The organism is Mesorhizobium sp. A623 (assembly GCF_054489405.1).
In genome coordinates, this window is record NZ_JBTMXB010000008.1 from 55,763 (window position 1) to 78,488 (window position 22,726).

The following is a 22,726-nucleotide window of genomic DNA, read 5'->3' on the forward strand; positions in this document are numbered from 1 at the left end:
AGCGGCGGGAAAGGCAAAGGACGAGGACAATGACCATCAATTTGCAAAAGCCGGACATCACCGAGCTTAAGCCACGCATCACCGTGTTCGGTGTCGGCGGCGGCGGCGGCAACGCCGTCAACAACATGATCACCGCCGGCCTGCGCGGGGTCGAGTTCGTCGTGGCCAACACGGACGCCCAGGCGCTGACCACATCCAAGGCCGAGCGGCTGATCCAGCTTGGCGCGCATGTCACCGAGGGGCTTGGCGCGGGGTCGCAGCCGGAAGTCGGCCGTGCTGCGGCGGAAGAGTGCATCGACGAGATCGTCGACTATCTTTCCAACACCCATATGTGCTTCGTCACCGCCGGCATGGGCGGCGGCACCGGCACGGGCGCCGCCCCCGTTGTCGCGCGCGCCGCTCGCGAAAAGGGTATCCTCACCGTCGGCGTCGTCACCAAGCCGTTCCACTTCGAAGGCCAGCGCCGCATGAAGACGGCGGATCTCGGCATCGAGGAATTGCAGAAATGCGTCGATACGCTGATCGTCATTCCCAACCAGAACCTGTTCCGGCTGGCCAATGACAAGACCACCTTTGCCGATGCCTTCGCCATGGCCGACCAGGTGCTCTATTCGGGCGTTGCCTGCATTACCGATTTGATGGTCAAGGAAGGCCTCATCAATCTCGACTTCGCCGACGTCCGCTCGGTGATGCGCGAGATGGGCAAGGCGATGATGGGCACCGGCGAGGCGTCCGGCGAGGGCCGCGCAATGGCCGCTGCCGAAGCCGCGATCGCCAACCCGCTGCTCGATGAAACCTCGATGAAGGGCGCCAAGGGCCTGCTGATCTCGATCACCGGCGGCCGCGACCTGACCCTGTTCGAGGTCGATGAAGCCGCAACCCGTATCCGCGAGGAAGTGGACCAGGACGCCAACATCATTCTCGGCGCGACTTTCGACGAGGATCTCGAAGGCGTCATCCGCGTTTCGGTCGTGGCCACCGGCATCGACAAATCGGCCGAGCAGATCGCCGCCGCGCCTATCGCCATCCGCATGCCGACACAGAAGCCGGCTCCGGTTCGCGCCGCTGCCCCGGTCACCGAAATCCGCCAGGTAGCGGTTGCCCAGCAGCCGGCGCATGAGATCGCCGGCGATCCGGTCGCCGAGGCCATCCAGATGGCCGAGGCCAATGCCGCCGAGATGGCGCAGGCGCGTCCAGCACCTGCCCATCATGCCGATGAATTCCGGCCGGTGAACAAGCTGTTCCAGGCACCGCCCGCGCAGCCGCAGATGCAGTTCGCGGCGGCACAGGCGGTTCAGCAGGCTGCTCCGCGCGAGGCGCCGCAGCCGATTGCCGCCGCGCCACAGCGCATGCCGCGCGTCGAGGACTTCCCGCCGCAGGTGAGGGCCGAGGTGGAAGCCAAGGCGCATCCGCTCGACCAGGAGGATCGGGGCCCGATGGGTCTGCTCAAGCGGCTGACTAACGGGCTTACCCGCCGCGAGGAGGAGCCTGCGCGCCTGCAGCCGGCCCAGCCGCGCGAACCGCGCCTGCGCCAGGCAGCGCCGGAAGCGCGCCGCGTGGCTAGCCAGGAGGCGCAACTCTACGCGCCGCGCCGCGGCCAGTTGGACGATCATGGCCGTCTGACACCGCAGAGCCGGGCTGCTCAGGAAGACGATCAGTTGGAGATTCCGGCTTTCCTTCGCCGGCAAGCGAACTGATCCGCTAGCACACGGCAACAAAAACAAGCGGGCGAACGGGAAACCGTTCGCCCGTTAACTTTTATAATCCATGTAAAATAAATGGTTAGGCCCAGCCCGGTTTCTCCTTCGCCGTTACAACAGGATAAAAACCGTGATTTGGAGACGGCCTGCCTCGCCATTATCTTCGCCACCTGGAATAATGGTTGGCGAGCTTGGCGGGGAAAAAAGCTCGGCTGCCAGGAGCATTGGGCTGAAAAGCGGCGACGGTTTTCGGATCGTTCTGATGCTCTAGAGTATGCATGTCGTAGAGCCGGTATCGGCGAAAGCGGCAGCCAAGGCACATGGGGCTCGATTTGCACGACTATCAGACGACACTGAAATCGCGCGTGACGCTTACCGGTATCGGCGTTCACAGCGGGAAGCAGGTCAGCGCTCACTTTTTGCCTGCCGACGCCGACACGGGCGTCGTCTTCCACGTGATTGACGACAAAGGGGCGGAGCATGTGTTTCACGCGCTGGTTTCCGAAGTCGGCGCGACCGATCTTTGCACCATGCTCGGCGATCCCGCCGGCCAGCATGTCGCGACGGTGGAACACCTGATGGCGTCGCTGTTCGGTTACGGCATCGACAACGTCGTGGTCGAGATCGAGGGCGGCGAAGTGCCGATCCTCGACGGCAGCGCCGAAGGCTTTGTCGACGCGTTCGACCAGGCCGGCATCGAGCAGCTTGCGGTCAAGCGCCGCTATATTCGCGTGACGAAGCCCGTGCGCATCGAGAACGGGGCATCGTGGGCCGAGTTCCGCCCCTATTCCGGCACGCGCTTCGAGGTCGAGATCGATTTCGAAAGCCCGGCCATCGGCCGCCAGCTATTTGCCTCCGACATGAATGCCGATGTATTTCGCCGCGATATTGCGCGCTCGCGCACCTTCGGTTTCATGAAGGACGTGGAGCGGCTTTGGGCGGCGGGCTATGCGCTGGGCTCGTCGCTGGAAAATTCCGTGGTAATCGGTCACGACAACCGCGTCATCAACATGGAAGGCTTGCGCTTTCCCGACGAGTTCGTGCGCCACAAGACGCTCGACGCCATGGGCGACCTGGCGCTGGCCGGGGCGCGGTTCATCGGCTGCTTCCGGTCCTACCGGGGCGGACACCGGCTGAATGCCGCCGCGCTGCGCCGTCTCTTATCGGACCGCACCGCGTTCGAGATTGTCGAGACGACGCGGCATGAACGCGGCCGCACCGTCGAGATCAGCGCGGTGAGCGGACCTGTCTACGCACCCTGGACGCTTTGAGCTGGACGGATAACGGTACGCCACCTGTTGCAAGGATGCACCACGGGCGACCCAAATCGCATAAGTGCCGACGCTGTTTGAGCCGGCCACAAAAATGCACGATTGCCGGACGATAGCGTTGCCGCGCAAGGCTGTTATGGGCTATGGCTGCGTGCCGACGAGAGAAATCGCGCCGAAAGGGCAAAACCGGATCATGTTTTTCCAAAGAACGGGCCACTCGAAGGCTTCGGCGCAATCGAACAATCCCGCGCGCTCCGTCTTTCTGGCGCTCTCCGTAGCTGCCGCGCCGCTGTTGCTGTCGGCGTGCATGTCGTCGGAAAAGGACATCGACCTGTCGACTTACGTCGAGCAGACGGAACCTGCCGATGTGCTCTACAATCAGGGCCTGGCCAATCTCAATGCCGGGCGACTGGAGGAGGCGAGCAAGAAGTTCGACGCGGTCGACCGCCAGCATCCCTATTCGGAATTCGCCCGCAAATCGATGGTGATGGGCGCATTTGCCGATTACCGCCAAGGCAATTACGACGAAGCCATCGGTTCGGCCAAGCGCTATCTGACCCTCTATCCCTCGACCCCGGACGCGGCCTACGCCCAGTACATTATCGGCCTCAGCTATTTCCGGCAGATCAAGGACGTCACGCAGGACCAGAAGGAAGCCCGCCAGACCTTGCAGGTGATGCAGGACCTGGTCACGCGCTGGCCCGATTCGGAATATGTCGAGGACGCCAAGGCCAAGGTTCGTTTCGCCAACGACCAGTTGGCCGGCAAGGAAATGCAGATCGGCCGCTATTATCTCGAGCGGCGCGAATATATCGCGGCCATCAAACGGTTCCGCGCCGTGGTGGAGAACTACTCCAGCACGCGCCATGTCGAGGAAGCGCTTTCGCGGCTGGTCGAAGCCTATTATGCGATGGGCCTGACCGACGAGGCGCAGACGGCGGCGGCCGTGCTTGGGCATAACTATCCCGTCAGCCCGTGGTACAAGGATTCCTACAAGCTGCTGCAGAGCGGCGGGCTTGCGCCGCGCGAGAATGCCGGCTCGTGGATTTCCAAGGCCGGGAAACTGATTACCGGCGCCTGACGGCCAATGCTCGCCAGGCTGTCGATCCGCGATATCGTTCTGATCGAAAAACTGGACATCGACTTTTCGTCCGGCCTTTCCGTGTTGACCGGCGAAACGGGCGCCGGCAAGTCGATCCTTCTCGATGCCCTGTCCTTGGCGCTTGGCGCGCGCGGCGACGCCTCGCTGGTGCGCCATGGCGCGAGCCAAGGCCAGGTAACGGCCGTGTTCGACGTGCCGCGTAACCATCCCGCCCGCACGCTTTTGGCCGACAACGCCATCGAGGACGATGGCGACATCATCCTGCGCCGCTTGCAGACGGCGGACGGGCGCACCCGCGTCTTCGTCAACGACCAGCCCTCCAGCGTTACTCTGATGCGCGACATCGGCCATGCGCTAGTGGAAATACACGGCCAGCACGACGAGCGCGCGCTGGTCGATCCGGGCGCGCATCGCGACCTGCTCGATGCGTTCGGCGGCCATGTCGGGGCGGCGCGCTCCACAGCGGAAGCCTGGCGGTTCTGGCGCGCGGCCGAGCAGGAATTTGCGCGCCATCGCGCCAAGGTGGAGGCAGCCGCGCGCGAGGCTGACTATTTGCGCGCCTCGGTGGCCGAACTCATACGGCTCGACCCGCAGCCGGGCGAGGAAACCGATCTGGCAGAACTGCGCGCCTCGATGATGCGGGCCGAAAAGATCGCGTCTGAAATCCAGGATGCGCAGGACGTGCTTTCAGGCCCCGCTTCGCCCCTGCCGCAACTGGCAAGCCTGCTTCGCCGCCTCCAGCGCAAGCTGACGGATGCGCCGGGTCTGCTCGACGAGGTGGTCAATTCGCTGGACGAGGCGATGCTGTCGCTGGACGCCGCACAGTCGGGCGTGGAGGCGGCGCTGCGGGCTGCCGAATACGATCCGCAACGTCTGGAGAAGGCCGAGGAGCGGCTGTTTTCGCTGCGTGCCGCCTCGCGCAAATACGGCGTTCCCGTCGACGATCTGGCGCAGCTGCGCGATACGATGTCGGCCGATCTTGCCGATCTGGATGCTGGCGAGGGACGGCTGCACGAGCTGGAGAAACAGGCTGCGGCCGCGCGCGACGCCTATGACGTTTCCGCAGCCCATCTTTCGGCGCTTCGCCATGGCGCTGCCGCTGGACTGACCAAGGCGGTGATGGCCGAACTGCCGGCACTGAAGCTGGAGCGGGCCGAATTCATTGTTGGCCTGACCAGCGAAGCCGGCAGCCGCATGGAAGAGGGCATCGACAGCGTCGAATTCAGGGTGCGCACCAACCCCGGCACGCGCCCCGGCCCGATGATGAAGGTGGCGTCCGGCGGCGAGCTTTCGCGCTTCCTTCTGGCGCTGAAAGTGGCGCTCGCCGATCGCGGCTCCGCACCTACTCTAGTGTTCGACGAGATCGATACCGGCGTCGGCGGTGCCGTTGCCGACGCCATCGGCCAGCGCCTGGCGCGTCTATCGCAGCGGGTACAGGTGCTGTCGGTGACGCATGCGCCGCAGGTGGCGGCACGCGCGGCGACGCATTTCCTCATTTCCAAGTCCGGTGGCGCGGACCGGGTCGCAACCGGCATTGCCGAGATGGACATGACGGCGCGGCAAGAGGAAATCGCCCGCATGCTGGCCGGTGCTACCATCACCGTCGAAGCCCGCGCCGCCGCGGAGCGGCTGCTCAGGGAAAATACGGCTGCGGCTTCCTGAGCCGTGCGGGATGAGAAATTGATTCAGGAGATGGCAGTATCCTGCTGTTCTCCTACGATTTTTACATGAGGGCTCTCGCCTCAACCCAAATCTGATTTATTGTTACGCTCCAATTTTGGGATCGAAGCCATGCCCGAACAATCCGTCGATACCCTAATTGAAAGCGAGGCCATTGCCGAACTGGAGCGGCTGGCCAACGAAATCGCAGGCCACGATCTGCGCTATCATGCCGAAGACGCCCCGACGATTTCGGATGCCGAATACGATGCGCTGCGGCGGCGCAACCTTGCCATCGAGCAGCGCTTTCCCGATCTGGTGCGCGCGGATTCGCCGTCGCGAAAGGTCGGCGCCGCACCTTCCGGCACGTTCGGCAAGGTGGTCCATGCCGTGCCGATGCTGTCGCTCGACAACGTCTTTTCCGACGAGGACGTGCGCGACTTCGTGGTCAGCGTGCGCCGCTTTCTCGCCTTTCCGGCTGACGACAGGATCGTCTTTACCGCCGAGCCGAAGATCGACGGGCTTTCGATGTCGCTGCGCTACGAGAACCGGCGTCTGGTGAGCGCGGCGACGCGCGGCGACGGCACCACTGGCGAGAACGTCACCGCCAATATCCGCACCATCGGGGAAATTCCCGATCACCTGCCCAAGGACGCGCCGGACGTGGTGGAGGTGCGCGGCGAGGTCTATATGCGCCGCGACGATTTCTTCGCGCTGCAAAAGCGGCTTGCCGAGACCGGCCAGACAATCGCCAATCCGCGCAACGGCGCTGCCGGCAGCCTGCGCCAGAAAGACCCGGAAGTGACGCGCTCGCGCTCGCTGCGGTTCTTCGCCTATGCCTGGGGCGAAACCAGCGCGCCGCTTGGGCAAACGCAGTACGACGTGGTCAAACGGTTCGGTGACTGGGGTTTTGCGATCAACGACCGGATGGTGCGCTGCAGTTCGGTTGAGGAAATCCTCGCGCACTATCACGGCATCGAGGCCGAGCGAGCCGAGATCCCCTACGATATCGACGGCGTCGTCTACAAGGTTGACCGGCTCGACCTGCAGGAACGGTTGGGATTCCGCTCACGCAGTCCTCGCTGGGCGACCGCGCATAAATTTGCCGCCGAAAAGGCGATGACGGTGCTGAACGGTATCGACATTCAGGTCGGCCGCACCGGAGCGATGACGCCCGTGGCGCGGCTGGAACCGGTGACGGTCGGCGGCGTGGTGGTGACCAACGCGACCCTGCACAACGAGGACTACATCAAGGGCATCGGCAATAGCGGCCAGCCGATCCGCGACGGCCGCGACATCCGGGTCGGCGATACGGTCCTTATCCAGCGCGCTGGCGACGTCATTCCGCAGATTCTCGACGTGGTACTGGAAAAGCGCCCTGAAAACGCCGTGCCTTACGAATTTCCGCATGTCTGCCCGGCTTGCGGCAGTCATGCGGCGCGCGAGGAGGGCGAGGCGGTGTGGCGCTGCACCGGCGGGCTGATCTGCCCGGCGCAGGCGGTGGAGCGGCTTCGCCATTTCGTTTCGCGCGGGGCTTTCGACATCGAAGGGCTGGGCGAAAAGCAGATCGAGTTCTTCTTCCACGCCGAAGACCCGGCACTCAAGATCCAGTCGCCCGCCGACATTTTTACGTTGAAGGCGCGGCAGGCGGTCTCGCTGACCAAGCTGGAAAATATCGACGGTTTTGGCGCGACATCGGTCGGCAAGCTTTATGCGGCCATCGACGATCGGCGCAGAATCGCGTTTTCGCGGTTCCTCTTCGGGCTGGGCATCCGCCATGTCGGTGAAACCAACGCCAAGCGCATCGCTCGCCATTTCCTGTCCTTCGCAGCCCTTCGCGAGGCCGGCCAAAACGCGGTGATGCCGCAGGGCAAGGGCGATTCCGGAAACACTGCATGGCAGGAATTGAACGGCATCAACGGCATAGGCGGGGTGGTGGCCGAGGCGGTTGTTGATTTCTTCGGCGAGGAACACAATCGGCAGGTCGTCGACGCGCTGCTGGCCGAGGTGACGCCGCTGGACGAGGAACCGGTCGGCGATATCTCGTCGCCGGTTGCCGGCAAGACCGTGGTGTTTACCGGAGGGCTCGAGAAAATGTCGCGTGACGAAGCCAAGGCGATGGCCGAAAGGCTGGGCGCCAAGGTTGCCGGCTCGGTATCGAAGAAGACCGATCTCGTCGTGGCCGGGCCGGGCGCCGGATCGAAGCTCAAGCTTGCCGCCGAACTCGGTATCGAAGTGATAGACGAGGACGCGTGGTTCGAGCGGATCGGCAAGGGAACCTGACGGTGGGCGACTTTCAAGGTTTTGGCGAAAAGGCCATTCCCTTCCTGAAGGCGCTCGACTTTCACCAGAGCCGGGAATGGTTCCTTGAAAACAAGGATCTGTTCGAGCGCGAACTGCGCGAGCCTTTGGGCGACCTGGTCGATACGTTGACCGCGCGGTTTGCGGCAGCCGGATTGGGGCTGAAGGGCGACCGCAAGAAATCGCTGTTCCGCATCAACCGCGATGTGCGCTTCGCCAAGGATAAACGGCCTTACAACCGACACCTGTCGGCGATCCTGTCGCACGACGGCACCAAGATGGAACAGGGTGTCTTTTTCGTCCATATCGGGCTTGAGCGCTGCTATGCCGCGATCGCCTGGTGGGGACCGGAGGCGGCGTTGTTGCTGGCAATGCGGCAGGCCATCGCGAACCGTCCGACAGAATTCCGCGCGGTGGTCCGTTCGTTGCGCGAAAATGGCCTGGAACTGGACCCTGAGGGGTGCCTGAAGCGCCTGCCGCGCGGCTTCGAGCCTGTGGCGGATGCCGACCTCGGCGCGGCCATTCGCAACCGGAATTTCGTCGTTCGCCACACCATCGACCCGAACGGTATCCACAGACCGGCGCTGGTCGATGAATTAATGGAGTTTACGCAACGCGCCAGGCCGTTGCTGGAATGGGGCAGGGCGATCGAAGCCAAGGCCGGTCAGCGATAGCCGGACTGCCGTCTCTCCTCGCATCACTTCCGCTGATTGCTTGGGTCAAGCGAATTCGTGTGACAAGCCGGGTGGCGAATCCTACATAGCGGCCCTCAATGGAGTGGCGCATGCCTGTGGATACGACTGAAAACTCGGCGGCCAGCGATTTCTGGCAGGGCGTGCGCCTGTCCCTGCCTGTCGTGGTGGCGTCGGCGCCGTTCGCCATGCTGTTCGGGGCGCTGGCCATCGACAATGGGTTTTCGGTGTTCGAGGCCTTCCTGATGAGCGCCACCGTGTTCGGCGGCGCCAGCCAGATGGTCGGCATCGAACTCTTCGGCCATCATGTCGCGCCGTGGCTGATCGTACTTTCGATCTTTGCCGTGAATTTTCGCCATGTGCTCTATTCGGCAGGCATCGGGCGGCGCATCGCGCACTGGCCGCTCGTGCAGCAGGCTTGCGGCTATTTCATCCTGACAGATCCGCAGTTCGCCATCGCCGAGGCGAGGGCGGAGGCGGGCAAGCAGGTCGGCTTCGTCTGGTATCTGGGTCTTGGCCTGCCGGTCTATGTATTCTGGGTGGCCGAAACCGTGATCGGGGCGCTGCTCGGCAAGCTGATCCCCGATACCGCAGCACTTGGCATCGATTTCCTGCTGCCGATCTATTTTCTCGGGCTTGTCATGGGCTTTCGCAAGCGGCCGCTGTGGCTGCCGGTGGTCGTCGTCAGCGCGGCGGCATCGATCCTGGCCTACAAGACGATCGGCTCGCCTTGGCATGTAACCGTGGGCGCGCTGGCGGGCGTGCTGCTGGCGGTCATCCTGCCGCCGCATCACAGCGGCGTCACGCGCCCGCTGGCGACGGAGCAGGAAGTATGAGCACCACCGTCTGGATCATCCTGTTTGCGGCGGTCGCGACCTACCTGACCCGCATCGGCGGGCATCTGGTGATTTCGCGGTTCGAAACCATCCACCCGCGCGTTGAAGCCGGGCTGAATGCGGTGCCGGCCGCGGTTCTGACTACGCTGGTCGCGCCTGCGGTGCTGACGGCCGGTCCCGCCGAATGGGCGGCCCTGATCGTGACGGCGCTCGCCTCGCTGCGCGGCGGCCTGATGACGATGTTCCTGGCCGGTGCTGCCGTGTTGATTATTTGCCGACAGTTTGTGGGATGAGATATTGTGGGTCCTTCGAGGCTCGCTTTGCTCGTACCTCAGGATGAGGGGTCTTTGTGCGCTCCGTGTCGTCTGTGATGTCCGACAAAGATTCCGCTCACACCTCAGGATGAGGGCGGTTGGTGCTGATCTTCCTCATCTCAAGGGGCGTGCAAGATAAGGGCGGTTTGCGCTGACCTCCTCATCCTGAGGTGCGAGCAAAGCGAGCCTCGAAGGACGCACTGAAAAGAAGGTGTCAGCCTTTTTCGTCGTGCGGCAGCGGCGCTGTCGCCTGTTCCAGCCACGCCAGCGTCTCGCCGTCCAGCATCGGGCCGATTTCGGCCAGAACGCGGGCATGGTAGGCGTCCAGCCATTGCAATTCTTCGCGCGTCAGAAGGTCGGCCACGATCAGGCGCTTGTCGATGGGCGCGAGCGTCAGTGTCTCGAAATCGTGCATCGGCAGGTCGCCGCGATCGATCATGGAAGCCGGCGTCACCAGGATCACGTTTTCGATGCGGATGCCGTAGGCGCCTTCCTTGTAGTAGCCGGGTTCGTTGGAAAGCATCATGCCTTCCAGCAGCTTTTCCGTGCCGGTGCGGGCGATGCGCTGCGGGCCTTCATGCACCGCCAGGTAGGAGCCGACGCCGTGGCCGGTGCCATGGGCGAAATCGCAACCATGCTTCCACAGCGCCACGCGCGCCACCGCGTCGATCTCCGAGCCGCGCGTGCCGACGGGGAAGCGCAGCGTCGAAATGCCGATCATGCCCTTCAACACCAGCGTGAAGCGCTCTCGCATTTCCTCGCTTGGCCGGCCCATCGGCACGGTGCGCGTAATGTCGGTGGTGCCGTCCTGATATTGCGCGCCGGAATCGAGCAGGAACAGTTCGCCCTCGCCAAGCTTGCGGCTGGTGGCGCGCGAGACGCGGTAATGCATGATCGCGCCGTTCGGGCCGGCGCCGGAAATCGTGTCGAAGGAAACGTCGCGCAGTGGCATCTGCGTTTCCTCGCCGGTGAGGCGGCGGCATTCCTCCAGCTTGGTGACTACCGCTATTTCATCCAGCGAACCGGGTTTTTTGCGGTCGAGCCAGCAGAGCAGCTTGGTGACCGCCGCACCGTCGCGGCGGTGTGCGGCGCGCGAGCCGGTTATTTCCGCCTGGTTCTTGGTGGCGCGGGGGATGCGTGCCGGGTCGGCGGCGGTAACGACCGTGCCGCCGCGTTCCTCGATCAGCATTTTCAGCTTCTCGGCCGCCAGCACCGGGTCGAGCGCGATTTTCGCGCCGCTTTTTGCCAGATCGGAAATCGCCGTTTCGAAATCGCCGGGCGCATGCAGTTCGGCAAGCTGCGTCAGATAGGCGGCGACCGTGCGTGAAAACTTGGCCGGGTCCATGAACAGGCGATGGCTGCCGTCGGCTGCGAGCACGGCGAAGCCGAGCGCCAGCGGCGTATGCGGAACGTCGCGGCCACGAATGTTGAAGGCCCAGGCGATGGAGGCGGGGTCGGTCAGCACGGCGTGCGTCGCGCCGTCGTGCTCGATGCTGGCGGCGAGCCGCGCCAGCTTGTCCTTGGCAAGTTCGCCTGCAAACGCGATGGGGTGGATTTCAGCCGGCTCCACGGGGGCTGCCGGGTGGTCTTCCCAGATGGCGTCGATCGGGTTGCGGTCGTGCGGCACCAGCGTCGCCCCGACCTTGTCGGTGGCGGCTTTCAGCGCCTTTGCCTCGCCCAGCGTATGCAGCCATGGGTCGAAGCCCAGCCGCGCGCCCTTGCGCAAATTGTCCTTGATCCACGCCGGCGGCGGGTTGTCGACAAGGCTCTCAATGGCGAAGATTTCGAGATCGACCTCGTTGCGCACCTGCAGCGTGTAGCGCCCATCGACGAAGACGAAGGCGCTGTCCTTGAGCACGATGGCGACGCCGGCCGAGCCGGAAAAACCGGTCAGCCATTTCAGCCTTGCGGCGCGGGCAGGGACGTATTCGCCCTGATGCTCGTCGGCGCGGGGCACGATGAACCCGTCCAATCCGTTTTTCGCCAGCCATTCGCGCAGCCTGGCCACGCGCGGTCTGCCGACCGAAGGATCGCCGGCGGAATCGAAAGCCTGGAACATGGATGCAACGCCTTTGCCGGATTTGTTATGCGCGAAACTAGCGGTCTGGCCATCGGCTGACAATCGGCGGCGTGTGGGCCAGCGGTGTCTATCGCCTAGGGAAGGTACCCTGACCGCAATAGGATGCCGTGCTCAGCGCTTGAGGTGGATCGTCACCCAGCCTTCGAGGTGGATGGTGCTGATGTGCTCGAATTTTTGCGCGACATAGGCAGACACTACCGCATCGTGCTGACGGTCGAGGATGCCGGACAGGATCAGCGAGCCGCCCGGCTTCAGATGCGCCGCCATGTCGGGCGCGATTTCCATCAGCGGACCGGCAAGAATATTGGCGACGATGAGGTCGAACGGTCCGCGCTGGGCGAAGATCGGATGTTCGAAGCCCGGAGCCGTTACGGTTTCGACCAGTTCCGACGTATCGTTGAGGCTGACGTTGGCGGCCGCGACTTCGACCGCCACCGGATCGATGTCGGTGGCCAGCACCGGGATATGGGCAAGCTTGGCCAGCGCGATGGCGAGGACGGCGCTGCCGGTGCCAAGATCGAGCGCATTTTTCGGATGCTTGGCCTCCACCACGCTTTCCAGCATTTCGAGACAGCCGGCGGTGGTGCCGTGATGGCCGGTGCCGAAGGCAAGGCCCGCCTCGATCTCGATGGCGATATCGCCTTGCCGGAGCTGGTCGCGGTCATGCGAGCCATGCACGAAGAAGCGGCCGGCGCGCACCGGCTTCAGGCCTTCGAGCGAGCGCGTCACCCAATCGATATCGGGCAGCACTTCGCGCTGGATCGGCGTGGCGATGGAAAGTTCGGCGAGGATGGCCCGCATCCGTGCCTCGACCGTCTCCACGCTCTCATCGAAGGCATAGAGCGAGATTTCGTGGATATCGCGATCCTCGTCGATTTCCGTGATCGCCAGCGGCAGGCCCTCTTCCTCGAAGGCTGGTTCGAGTGCGGCGAAGGCTCGCTCCGCCACGGTTTTTCCGGCGGTGAAGTGGAGTCTGGTCTGCGTCATCGGGGTGGCGCGCTTTCCTAGCCTTCCGCAGCCAGGCGTTTGAGCTTGGCGAGGGCGTTTTTCGGATCTTCGCCATAGGCGATGGTGCCGGCAAAGTCACCCTTGGCGTTGAGCAGCAGCACGGAGGCCGTATGGTCCATGGTGTAGTCGCCGTCGCTCGTTTCGACTTTCTTCGAGAAGATGCCGAAGGCCTTGGCCATGGCGTGGACCTTTTCGGGGTCGCCGGAAATGCCGACGATGCGGTCGGAGAAGTTTGAGACGTAGGCGTTCATCACCTCGGGCGTATCGCGCTCCGGATCGATGGAAACGAAATAGGCGTGCAGGTTCTTACCTTCGTCGCCGAGCGTCTTCAGCCAGCCCGAAAGTTCGAAAAGCGTGGTCGGGCACACTTCCGGGCAATGGGTGAAGCCGAAGAACACGACGCTGGGGTGGCCGTGAAACGCCGCCTCGGTGATGGGCTCGCCGCGCTGGTCGGTCAGGGTGAAGGCAGCGCCATATGCCTCGCCGCCATAGTGGCCGCGATACCAGTCGAAGGAGAGCCAGCCTATGCCGGCCAGCATCAGGACCAGAATGCCGATCAGGATCGAGCGCATCATGTGAAAATTTCCGTCTTTTTTCGAGCCTGCCCTTGGAGCGGGAAGCGCGACCATACCGCCTTGCCGCAGGTCGGGCAAAGCGCCGCAATGCCGCAATGTCGTAATCATCACGCCAAGCGAGGCCTAATGCGTAAGGCGGCGGCTTGCAATGCGGGGCGGACTTTCCCACCTGAGGCTGACGAATTTGTGATCTGGAGGCATCCTTGCTGAAAAAGACCGGAAAGAGATGGATCGGCGGCCTTGTCGCGGCGTGCGTGCTGGCTGCGGCCGGCGCCGCCAGGGCCGAGCAGGTCGGCAAGGTCGGCGTCGACTGGCTGGGCAACGATATCGTCGTCGAGGCGATCAAGGACCCCAAGGTCGAGGGCGTGACTTGCCATGTCTCCTATTTCGACCGCGGCATCGTCGACCGGCTGCAAAAGGGAAACTGGTTCGAGGACCCGTCCGATTCTGCGATTTCGTGCCACCAGACAGGCCCCATCGTCATCGGCGATATCGATATGAGCAAGGGTGGCGAAGAAGTCTTCAAACAGGGCATCAGCCTGATCTGGAAGAAGCAGGTGGTGAACCGCATCTATGACAAGGCGAGCGATACGCTGATTTATCTGTCGCATTCGCGCCAGGTACAGGACGGCTCCGCCAAGATGGCGCTGACTTCCGTGCCGCTCTACGGCCAGAGCGTGGTGTGGAGCAAGGGCCAGCCGAAATAGCACCGGCTTGCGGTGGTGCGCGTGAAACACTTTGCTTTGAGCATCGGAATAATCCGAAAACCGGATTCCACTTTTCGGTCCGATGCTCTAAAGCCGCTCCATGGACCGACCTGAACACCTCCTAGTCAAGGATTCCGAGCCGCGCGCGCACCCGACTGCGGAACTGAAGGGGTGCCGGCTCGGGCGCTTCGTCTCCATCGGTGAGCGCGTTATCCTGCGCGAAGTGAGCGTCGGCGACTTTTCCTATTTCGAGCGCCATGCCGAGGCGATCTATACGAGTATCGGCAAGTTCTGCTCCATCGCCGCCAACAGCCGCATCAATGCGCTGGAGCATCCGATGGAGCGGCTGACCACGCACAAGGTCAGCTACCGGCCCAACGAGTATTTCCGCTTCCTCGGCGTCGATTCCGCTTTTCGCGAGCGGCGGCAGGCCAAGCAGGTCGCCATCGGCCATGATGTGTGGATCGGCCATGGCGCGGTGATAATGCCGGGCATAACCATCGGCAACGGCGCCATCGTCGGCGCCAACGCGGTGGTGACGCGGGATGTGCCTGCCTACACGATCGTCGCGGGGGTGCCGGCAAAGAAGCTGCGCCGCCGGTTCCCCGAAACCGTCGCGGCACGGATCGACGCCTTGGCGTGGTGGGACTGGCCGGCGGAAAAGCTGGCGAAAGCCATCCCCGACATGCAGACGCTGCCGATCGAGGCGTTCCTCGACCGTTGGGAAGCCGCCGCGTAACGCGCCTTTTGGCCCGCACCGGTAACCATTTCGCTTAACGGTAAAGATTAGCGTTAACAAATGGAAAACGGGTTGTATTGGCGAATATAAGCAATCCTTAGTTGCAATTCATTTCTCCAAATGTCCTAATGGTTGTGGAGGTACACCAAAGGAAGTCGAGGGAAACACTGTCAGCAACAAGGAGAGAAGTCATGAATAAGTTCGCATTTGTAGTCGCTGTTGCAGCCGTTTCTTTCTATTCTGTGAGCGCCCAGGCCGGTGGTTTTGGCGGCAAGACCAAGATCATCGGAGGCAATAGCGGCGTTTCCAGCGGGCTGATCAATATCTCGCCGTCGATCGGGCTCGGCAATGTTACCGCGCTGAACAATATCCTCAGCGGGAATGCGATCCTGAGCGGCAATGTCGTTTCGGGCATCCTCAGCGGCAACAGGACCAATGTCGGGAACGGCATCCTCGGCACGGTCGGCCTTAGCGGGATCGGCAGCGCGCTGGTCGGCAATCGGACCAGCTACAAGCTGCACAGCCGGCGCCACCGCTAAAGGTCAAGGTGTGGGCATTCGGTTGCCCACATCAACGGGCAGGAGGGTTTTTTCCCTCCTGCCTAAATTTTTGCGCGCAGGCCTATGAAGGCATCGATCGTGCTTTGACGTTCGTCGATCGCGGTCTTGAACGTCTTCGAATAGTCCAGCCTCAGAATGATCGCGGTGAACGGGCTGATGTCGCAGGTCAATTCCGCATAGAGGCCCCGCTTTCGCTCGACGTTTTCGAACAGCAGGTTTTCCTTGGCTTCCTTGAACACGCCCGCCGCCAGGGCCAGGTTCTCGCGAATTTGCGCGCCGATTTCCAACTGGCCGCGCCGGAGCCAGGAGGCGAGTGGGTCGTCGCTGTTGACCGTCTCGTAGCGGCCGAAATAGGTGCCGCGCAACTCCAGCCCATGCGGCAGCTTCTTGGTGAAGCCTGCCTGCCATGTCGGGCGCAACCGGCTGTAGATGCCGTTGGCCCCGCGCAGTAATTCGCCCCCCGCCGAAAAGCCGAAGGTCGAGCCGTCTTCAGCGGAAAAGGTCAGTTCGCCGCGCAACGCATAAGTCGATAGCGATAGCGCCACCGGCGGGGAGCCCAGCTCTTCGACCGAGACGACAAGGGCGTCGCCGGAAGCCCCGATGGAAAGCCGGCCGAGGCTCCGCGTGAGCCGTATGCCGAGCCGGGCGCGGTTGAGGTCGGGGTCGAGCTTTGCCGGTAGCAGCCAATCGTCTTGGAAGCGAGTAGAGCCAATCTTTTCGAAGCTGTCGGCGGCTTCGATGACGAGCGTCGTGGCATTGCCGAGATCGACGCCGATCTGGCCCGTCGCCTCGACGATGTGCTTCAGCGTGTTCGTTCCCAGGACCAGAGGCCCGATCGCCAAATCGTCGCCTTCGTCGAAAACGCGATAGGAGAGGGAGCCGCGCAGTTCGAGGCCGGGGCGCAACTGGCGGAACGCCTGCACCGATAGCGCCAGCGCGCGGTCGTCCTCGATGGAAACCGTGTCGTGGCGCGTTGCCTGGAATTCCGCGCCGAGCGTCACATTGGCTTGGTCGCCGCCCCATTGCCGCTCCAGGGAACCGCGCATCAGCGTGTACCAGTCGGCAATGGCGAGGTCGCTGTCCAGCGCGTTGCTGGTCCAATGGCGCTCGACGCTGGATGTCGCCTGAAAGCCGTCTTCGGACCCGGCATGTGCGGCGGTGGCCCAGCACAGGGCGAACAGGCAGGCTACGATCCGATGCGTATTTCTTCGTGCCGGTCTTGGGGTCATCTTTCACGCCACGGGCTGGGAAGCATGGCCAGAACCTCCGCAGGTCAAGCCCCTTCCGCCTGCGGGGTGTCGAGACGGAAGGGGCCGGGGTACACCGCCGTGAAGCGGAAGGAACAGGCTTCTTGCCTGCATGGCTACCATCTCATCAATCGCATAAAGTGTAATTGTAATATAATAAACTTTTAAGTTGTATGAAGTTGTGGCGATGGCTTGGACCGCTTGCCGTGACGGAACCCGATGGGCCGCCGAATGTTTTGTTCTGCGCCAGGAGAGGTCGGATCATGCTCGAACAGAAGTTCACGAAAATTGCCAACAAGGTTGCCCATATCACGGGCCTGCCGCTGACCTTTGCCGTCTGTGTGTCGGTGGTTGTCGTCTGGGCGGTCAGCGGTCCCGTGTTCCATTTTTCCGACACCTGGCAACTGATCATCAACACCGGCACGACCATCGTGACCTTCCTGATGGTGTTCCTGATCCAGAATACGCAGAACCGCGACGGTGCGGCCATCCAGGCCAAGCTTGACGAACTGGTTCGCGTCAGCACCGGCCACAATCATTTCATCGGCATCGAGCACCTGACCGAGAGCGAGGTCGAGGAGATCCGTACCAAATGCGAGCAGGCCGCGACGCGCCACGACAAGGAACTTGCCAAAATTGCCGCCACGAAAGCCATTGCGCGCAAGCGCGTGTCGAAAAAGAAGACTGCTTGAAGACCGCCCCCGATTGGCTAGCCCTGCACCGGCCGCAAGGGTTGACCGTCAGCGCCTTGCTTGCGCATGGTGCCGCAGCATGGAGAGACGATATTGACCGACTGGCTGGATATTCTGAAGCAGCAAACTGCGACCGGCGACCAGATGAGCCGCGCCGTGGCCGAGATGCTGGCCGATCCCGCCATCACCGAAGATCAGGTCAGGACGCTGTTTGCGGCCGTTGAGCAGCAGGCCGATTTCGTCGAGAAATTGACGATGGCCCTGGAAAAGTTCGGGCATGATTTTCCCGTCATCCAGGCGGCCGAGCGGCTGGAGGAGCGTTATGGCGACCTCGCGGCCAGCGTCGCCGAAAAGCTGAAGACGCTGCGGGGATAGGTCCGCGCCGCCGGTATTATCTCAACTGACGCTCGAACCGCCGGTCAGGGATAAACCACATGGTGGCGACCATCACATAGATCGTGAGGCCGAGCCACTGGCTTATCGGGGTAAGCAGGATGCCTATAATGTAAAGGAGCAGCGAGAGCTTGCCCTTGCTGTCGCGCCCAAGCCCCTTGACGAAGGCGGAATCGGCGTCGTGCAGACGTCGCAATTCGGCGGCGAGGATCCAGTAGGCGAAGCGGCCGCAAGGGGTGGGGAAAGATTTTTTGAGGACGCGCTGTGGGTAAAAGGGGAGCTATACGCCCTGGCCGTTCTTGGCGATGCGGGTGGACGAGCGCGAGCGCCCCGGCACCACGACGATCTGCTTGATCTTGCCCTGCTTGAAAGCCTTCAGGAAGCGGTCGTAGTCGGCGAAAGCGACACAGCCATGCGATTGGCCAGGGCGTCCGCGTAGCAGGTAGCTATGGGCAAGAATGCCGTCGCGCCCGTATTTGTTCTTGCCGTCGACCGGCAGCATCCGGATGGCTTCCACCCCGTGGAATCGGGACTCCCGCATCACCAGCCGGTAGGTGTTGGGCGGGGTCGGGCCATTCATCTTCTGGTTGGCATAGCGAGGGTTGTCTGCCATGTGGCCGACGCCCGAATGCGCCTCCAGCACTTGCCCATTGGGAAGCGTCACGGTCTGGGCGGAAATGTCGTACACGGCGACGCCGTTGCCTGCGCTGGGCGAGCCGGACGAGGAGAACAGGTTCTTGAACGCCTGGCCGATGCTCGGCGCATCGTCGTCCGGTGGCGCATAAGCCAATGTCTGCTGCCGTTCGCTTCCGCTTCGCCCAGGCTTTTGCACGTCAGGCTTGGGCGCCTGGCGCTCCGCCGTCTGGGCCCGGCGCGGCTGAGCCGCTTCCAGCGTCGGGCGGCTATCGGGTAGAGGCACGCGCTCCGGCGCGATTTCGAACAGCTCGACCTCGGCGGTTTCGACCGGCGCGGTGGCTTCCAGGGCCGCCAGCAAAGGCATGGCCGGTCCGGTCGGCATGGCGGCCTGCGGTGCATAGGCGAGCCGGATTTCAGCCGCCCCGGAAAGCGCCAGGGCCAGACGTGACGACCGTTCGACTTCCGCCACCTGCGGGCCAAAGCGCGCCGCGTCCGGACCGGAAGGATCGGCGAGCGAAACATTCCTTGCCGCCGGGTAGAAGCGGTCGTTGAGGGAAGCACGCCGCTTCAGGTCAAGCTCGGCTAGTTGAGCTTTTGCATGGGCCAGCGCTGCCGCAAGCTGGTTATGGCTGAGCGAGGCGTGCGTGCGGTCGAGACGTTGCTGTGCGGCGGCATCGAAAAGTGAGATCGTTTTCAAGGTAGCATCGACGGCTTTTGCCGAGCGCGGCGCCTTCGCCTGTTGAACGATATACGGCTCGCGCTGCCGGCATTCGGGCATGCAGGCGGGCTGTGATGGCGCGGCGTAAAGGGTTGCGGCCAGTGCCAGCCGCGCCGGCGTTGCGGCATTGCGTGAGTAGCCGGGGGACGAGGTCAGCGAGGTCGCGATCAGGACGAGGCCTGCAATGCCGGCCAGCGACAGCAAGGCCACGCCGAGGCCCGCGCCCGAGATCGCGACGCAGCGGACAACCATGCCGGATCCGGTCAACGACCTGGATGAGGCAGCGTCATTCTCGCTCCGGATTTCACTACGCACAAACGCCATACCAGCAACTCTTCTTCAACCAGAAACACAGACCGCGCGAGTGCGCAGGAAGGCGTTCCTCGCAAGCGCATATCTGTTACCGATTGATGCAAAGGATGGACAAGGATGGTTAACCAATCCCTTGCCTATCGCGAATTTTAGGGTTCGCACCCGCTTTTTTTGAACGTTCCCTCTCGCAAACAAGAAGCCGACAAAGCCCATCCCAGACTGTCAACTGCCGGTTTTGGCTCGAAAAGTCAAGGAAACAGGGATGTCCAGCCTATTTGGAAGTCAAGACGGACGGTGCGGGTGTCGGGAAGGGCCGGTGCGAAACCGACCCGTGGCCGCTCAGGCTGGCGCGACGAAGCCGTCCAGAACCTTCTTCTGGCCGGCCTTATCGAAGTCGATCGTCAGTTTGTTGCCTTCGACGGCGGCGACGTTGCCGTTGCCGAATTTCTGGTGGAAGACGCGGTCGCCGACGCTGAAGGCGGACGGCGTGTCGGCAACCGACTTGGCCACCAGTTCGCCGTCGATGGTGCGACCCTTGACCGAACCACGGCCCGCGCCATAGCCCGAATCGGTTTCGCCATAGCCGATGCGCTCGACCTGATGGCCGGAGCGGGTGCCCCAGTTGCGGCTCGTTGCCTCGGTGCGGTTGGCTTGCGCGCGCTGCCAGCCGGGCGTCGCGTAGGTGTTGGAAAAGGCACCGGATTTTTCTGCGCCGCCTTCGCCGAGCTTGTCAAAGCGCGAGGCGCCGTAGGGATTTTGCCGGCCGCGCTCGCCAAAACCGCCGCGTCCGCCGGCGAAGGACGAGCCGCCATAGGGGTTGCCGTAGCCGCCGTAGGAATTGCCCGCCTCCTGCACTTCGACATGGGCTTCGGGCAGTTCGTCGAGGAAGCGCGAGGGAATGGTCGATTGCCATAGGCCGTGGATGCGGCGGTTGGACACGAACCACAGATGCAGGTTCTTCTTGGCGCGAGTCAGGCCGACATAGGCGAGGCGGCGTTCCTCCTCCAGCCCGGAGCGGCCGCCTTCGTCCAGCGCGCGCTGATGCGGGAACAGGCCTTCTTCCCAGCCGGGCAGAAAGACGGTTTCGAATTCGAGACCCTTGGCCGAATGCAGCGTCATGATGGAAACGGCGTCGAGGCTCTCGTTCTGCTCCGCGTCCATGACTAGCGCGACATGTTCGAGGAAGGAGCGCAGCGATTCGTACTCCTCCATGCCCCGGATCAGTTCCTTGAGGTTTTCCAGCCGGCCGGGCGCTTCAACCGAGCGGTCGTTCTTCCACATATCGGTGTAGCCGCTCTCCTCGAGGATCGTTTCGGCCAGTTCGTTATGCGGCGTGGTGTCGAGCGCGCCCTGCCACCGGGCGAAATTGGCGGTGATTTCGCGAAGTGCCGCGCGCGGCTTCGGCTTCAACTCGTCGGATTCGGCCAGCTTGCCCGCCGCTTCCAGCATGGGCACGCGCAGCGCGCGGGCGGTGTCGTGAATCTGGCGGATGGCGGCTTCGCCAAGCCCGCGCTTGGGCACGTTGACGATGCGCTCGAAGGCGAGGTCGTCGGCTCCTTGCGCGACAACCCGCAGATAGGCCATCGCGTCGCGGATTTCCTGCCGCTCATAAAAGCGCGGACCGCCGATGACGCGGTAGTTCAGGCCGATCTCGATGAAGCGGTCCTCGAAGGAGCGCATCTGGAACGAGGCGCGCACGAGGATCGCCATGTCGTTGAGCTTGTGCTTGCCGCGCTGGTAGGCCTCGATCGTCTCGCCGATGGCGCGTGCTTCCTCGTCGGAATCCCAGGCGGCGTGGACATTGACCTTGGCGTCTTCCGGGTCGGGCCGGTCGGTAAACAGCGTCTTGCCCAGCCGTCCCTCATTATGGGCGATGAGGTGGGAGGCGGCACCCAATATATGCGCGGTCGAGCGATAGTTGCGCTCCAGCCGGATGACGGTCGCGCCGGGAAAATCCTTGTCGAAGCGCAGGATGTTATCGACCTCCGCCCCGCGCCAGCCATAGATCGACTGATCGTCGTCGCCGACGCAGCAGATGTTGACTCTGGTTTCGCTCACGGGCTGTTCCGCGCCAGTAGGCGCGGGCCCTCCGCGGGGGCCTCGCATAAGCTCGGGCGACCCGTCGGTCGCTCGGCCTTCGGCCGTATGCTCGTTAACCTCGCCCGAGGACGGATCTCGTACGCGAGCCATCGTATTTGTGCCCGGGCCCGTTTCACCCGATTGCTTAGGCCTCTGCGCGAGCAGACGCAGCCACATATATTGGGCGGTGTTGGTGTCCTGGTACTCGTCGACGAGGATGTATTTGAAGCGGCGGTGGTATTCGGCCAGCACGTCGTGATGGGCGCGGAAGATGCGGATCGGGTGGCACAGGAGATCGCCGAAATCGCAGGCGTTCAGCGTCAGCAGGCGGTCCTGATAGGCCTTGTAGAGTTCGCGGCCCTTGCCGTTGGCGAAGGCGCGGGCGTCGCCTTCGGGAATGTCGGCGGGGCCGAGGCCCTTGTTCTTCCAGCCGTCGATCATCTGCGCGAACTGTTTTGGCGGCCAGCGCTTATCGTCGATGCCGTCGGCCTGGATCAATTGCTTGATCAACCGCACCACGTCGTCGGTGTCGAGGATGGTGAAATCGGAGCGCAGCCCGGCAAGTTCGGCGTGGCGGCGTAGCAGTTTCACGCCAATCGAGTGGAAGGTGCCAAGCCATGGCATGCCCTCGACCGCTTCGCCGACGAGCAGGCCGATGCGGTTCTTCATCTCGCGCGCCGCCTTGTTGGTGAAGGTGACGGCAAGTATCTGGCTTGGCCATGCTTTTCCGGTCGCAAGGATATGGGCGATGCGGGTGGTCAAGACGCGCGTCTTGCCGGTGCCGGCGCCGGCAAGCACCAGAACCGGGCCCTCGGTGGTTTCCACCGCCAGCCGCTGTTCGGGGTTCAGCCCTTTCAGGTAATCGGGCGCGGCATTGTGGCTCTGCCGTGCGGCCATCGCACGCGCGGCAATACCCGACGGGGCCGGGGGCCGCGCATCGGGTTCATCGAAAAAGGGCATATCGTCTGCAACGCTAGACATCTTGCTGGAATGTAGTGATTCGCAACGGAAAGGCCAGAAGCGTCTCCGTTTTGTTCCGGTTTGAAGGCTTTTGCGCGGCGCATGGCGAGGGTTTCGCTTGTTTTTTTGACAGAACGGTTTCGCG

Annotated in this window: 20 protein-coding genes; 13 read left to right on the forward strand and 7 right to left on the reverse strand. The window is 63.2% G+C overall.

Annotated features, from left to right (window positions below; genetic code table 11):
• Positions 1–29 precede the first annotated feature (29 nt).
• The 8 genes from ftsZ to ACX3P1_RS10455 all read left to right on the forward strand — a co-directional run bounded on the left by ftsZ (position 30) and on the right by ACX3P1_RS10455 (position 9,854).
• Positions 30–1,697: a cell division protein FtsZ gene (gene ftsZ / locus ACX3P1_RS10420; protein ID WP_459079508.1), complete on the forward strand. Its 1,668-nt coding sequence runs from the start codon at positions 30–32 to the stop codon at positions 1,695–1,697.
• 323 nt (positions 1,698–2,020) lie between these two features.
• Positions 2,021–2,971 (forward strand): UDP-3-O-acyl-N-acetylglucosamine deacetylase, encoded by a 951-nt coding sequence (lpxC, locus tag ACX3P1_RS10425; protein WP_459079509.1) that lies wholly within the window; start codon positions 2,021–2,023, stop codon positions 2,969–2,971.
• A 193-nt stretch (positions 2,972–3,164) separates the two neighbouring features.
• Positions 3,165–4,052, forward strand: a complete 888-nt coding sequence (locus ACX3P1_RS10430; protein WP_459079510.1) for an outer membrane protein assembly factor BamD — start codon at positions 3,165–3,167, stop codon at positions 4,050–4,052.
• 6 nt (positions 4,053–4,058) lie between these two features.
• The gene (recN, locus tag ACX3P1_RS10435) at positions 4,059–5,735 is read left to right on the forward strand and encodes a DNA repair protein RecN (RefSeq protein WP_459079511.1); all 1,677 of its coding nucleotides are present in this window, start codon (positions 4,059–4,061) and stop codon (positions 5,733–5,735) included.
• A gap of 129 nt (positions 5,736–5,864) precedes the next feature.
• A complete protein-coding gene (gene ligA, locus ACX3P1_RS10440; protein ID WP_459079512.1) occupies positions 5,865–8,015 on the forward strand; it encodes an NAD-dependent DNA ligase LigA in 2,151 nt (716 codons plus the stop codon).
• A 2-nt stretch (positions 8,016–8,017) separates the two neighbouring features.
• Positions 8,018–8,707 (forward strand): DUF2461 domain-containing protein, encoded by a 690-nt coding sequence (locus tag ACX3P1_RS10445; RefSeq protein ID WP_459079513.1) that lies wholly within the window; start codon positions 8,018–8,020, stop codon positions 8,705–8,707.
• Between the two features lie 110 nt (positions 8,708–8,817).
• Entirely contained in the window at positions 8,818–9,561 is a 744-nt protein-coding gene (locus ACX3P1_RS10450) for an AzlC family ABC transporter permease (protein ID WP_459079514.1), read from the forward strand.
• On the forward strand, positions 9,558–9,854 hold the full coding sequence (locus ACX3P1_RS10455; protein WP_459079515.1) for an AzlD family protein: 297 nt from the start codon (positions 9,558–9,560) through the stop codon (positions 9,852–9,854). Before ACX3P1_RS10450 ends, ACX3P1_RS10455 begins: the two co-directional genes overlap by 4 nt.
• 235 nt (positions 9,855–10,089) lie before the next feature.
• On the opposite strand, the gene ACX3P1_RS10460 is transcribed toward ACX3P1_RS10455, so the two are convergent.
• The 3 genes from ACX3P1_RS10460 to ACX3P1_RS10470 form a co-directional block, all read right to left on the reverse strand.
• Positions 10,090–11,934 (reverse strand): aminopeptidase P family protein, encoded by a 1,845-nt coding sequence (locus ACX3P1_RS10460; RefSeq protein WP_459079516.1) that lies wholly within the window; start codon positions 11,932–11,934, stop codon positions 10,090–10,092.
• Between the two features lie 132 nt (positions 11,935–12,066).
• Entirely contained in the window at positions 12,067–12,942 is an 876-nt protein-coding gene (locus tag ACX3P1_RS10465) for a 50S ribosomal protein L11 methyltransferase (protein WP_459079517.1), read from the reverse strand.
• Positions 12,943–12,959: 17 nt separating this feature from the next.
• Entirely contained in the window at positions 12,960–13,538 is a 579-nt protein-coding gene (locus ACX3P1_RS10470) for an SCO family protein (RefSeq protein WP_459079518.1), read from the reverse strand.
• A gap of 203 nt (positions 13,539–13,741) precedes the next feature.
• On the opposite strand from ACX3P1_RS10470, the gene ACX3P1_RS10475 reads away from it, so the two are divergent.
• The 3 genes from ACX3P1_RS10475 to ACX3P1_RS10485 all read left to right on the forward strand — a co-directional run bounded on the left by ACX3P1_RS10475 (position 13,742) and on the right by ACX3P1_RS10485 (position 15,523).
• Complete coding sequence (locus ACX3P1_RS10475; protein WP_459079519.1) at positions 13,742–14,245, forward strand: CreA family protein; 504 nt, start codon at positions 13,742–13,744, stop codon at positions 14,243–14,245.
• Between the two features lie 100 nt (positions 14,246–14,345).
• Positions 14,346–14,984 carry a DapH/DapD/GlmU-related protein gene (locus ACX3P1_RS10480; RefSeq protein WP_459079520.1) on the forward strand — a complete coding sequence of 213 codons (639 nt, stop codon included), beginning with the start codon at positions 14,346–14,348 and terminating at the stop codon, positions 14,982–14,984.
• Between the two features lie 191 nt (positions 14,985–15,175).
• Entirely contained in the window at positions 15,176–15,523 is a 348-nt protein-coding gene (locus ACX3P1_RS10485; RefSeq protein ID WP_459079521.1) for a hypothetical protein, read from the forward strand.
• Between the two features lie 62 nt (positions 15,524–15,585).
• Here ACX3P1_RS10485 and ACX3P1_RS10490 read toward each other — a convergent pair whose 3' ends face one another.
• Positions 15,586–16,773, reverse strand: a complete 1,188-nt coding sequence (locus ACX3P1_RS10490) for a hypothetical protein (RefSeq protein ID WP_459079522.1) — start codon at positions 16,771–16,773, stop codon at positions 15,586–15,588.
• A 281-nt stretch (positions 16,774–17,054) separates the two neighbouring features.
• On the opposite strand from ACX3P1_RS10490, the gene ACX3P1_RS10495 reads away from it, so the two are divergent.
• Complete coding sequence (locus tag ACX3P1_RS10495) at positions 17,055–17,483, forward strand: low affinity iron permease family protein (protein ID WP_459079523.1); 429 nt, start codon at positions 17,055–17,057, stop codon at positions 17,481–17,483.
• 93 nt (positions 17,484–17,576) lie between these two features.
• The gene (locus ACX3P1_RS10500; protein WP_459079524.1) at positions 17,577–17,858 is read left to right on the forward strand and encodes a hypothetical protein; all 282 of its coding nucleotides are present in this window, start codon (positions 17,577–17,579) and stop codon (positions 17,856–17,858) included.
• Between the two features lie 16 nt (positions 17,859–17,874).
• On the opposite strand, the gene ACX3P1_RS10505 is transcribed toward ACX3P1_RS10500, so the two are convergent.
• The 3 genes from ACX3P1_RS10505 to ACX3P1_RS10515 form a co-directional block, all read right to left on the reverse strand.
• Positions 17,875–18,072, reverse strand: a complete 198-nt coding sequence (locus tag ACX3P1_RS10505; protein WP_459079525.1) for a hypothetical protein — start codon at positions 18,070–18,072, stop codon at positions 17,875–17,877.
• Between the two features lie 84 nt (positions 18,073–18,156).
• A complete protein-coding gene (locus tag ACX3P1_RS10510; protein ID WP_459079526.1) occupies positions 18,157–19,482 on the reverse strand; it encodes a DUF2778 domain-containing protein in 1,326 nt (441 codons plus the stop codon).
• A gap of 399 nt (positions 19,483–19,881) precedes the next feature.
• Complete coding sequence (locus tag ACX3P1_RS10515; protein WP_459079527.1) at positions 19,882–22,602, reverse strand: UvrD-helicase domain-containing protein; 2,721 nt, start codon at positions 22,600–22,602, stop codon at positions 19,882–19,884.
• Positions 22,603–22,726: the final 124 nt, after the last annotated feature.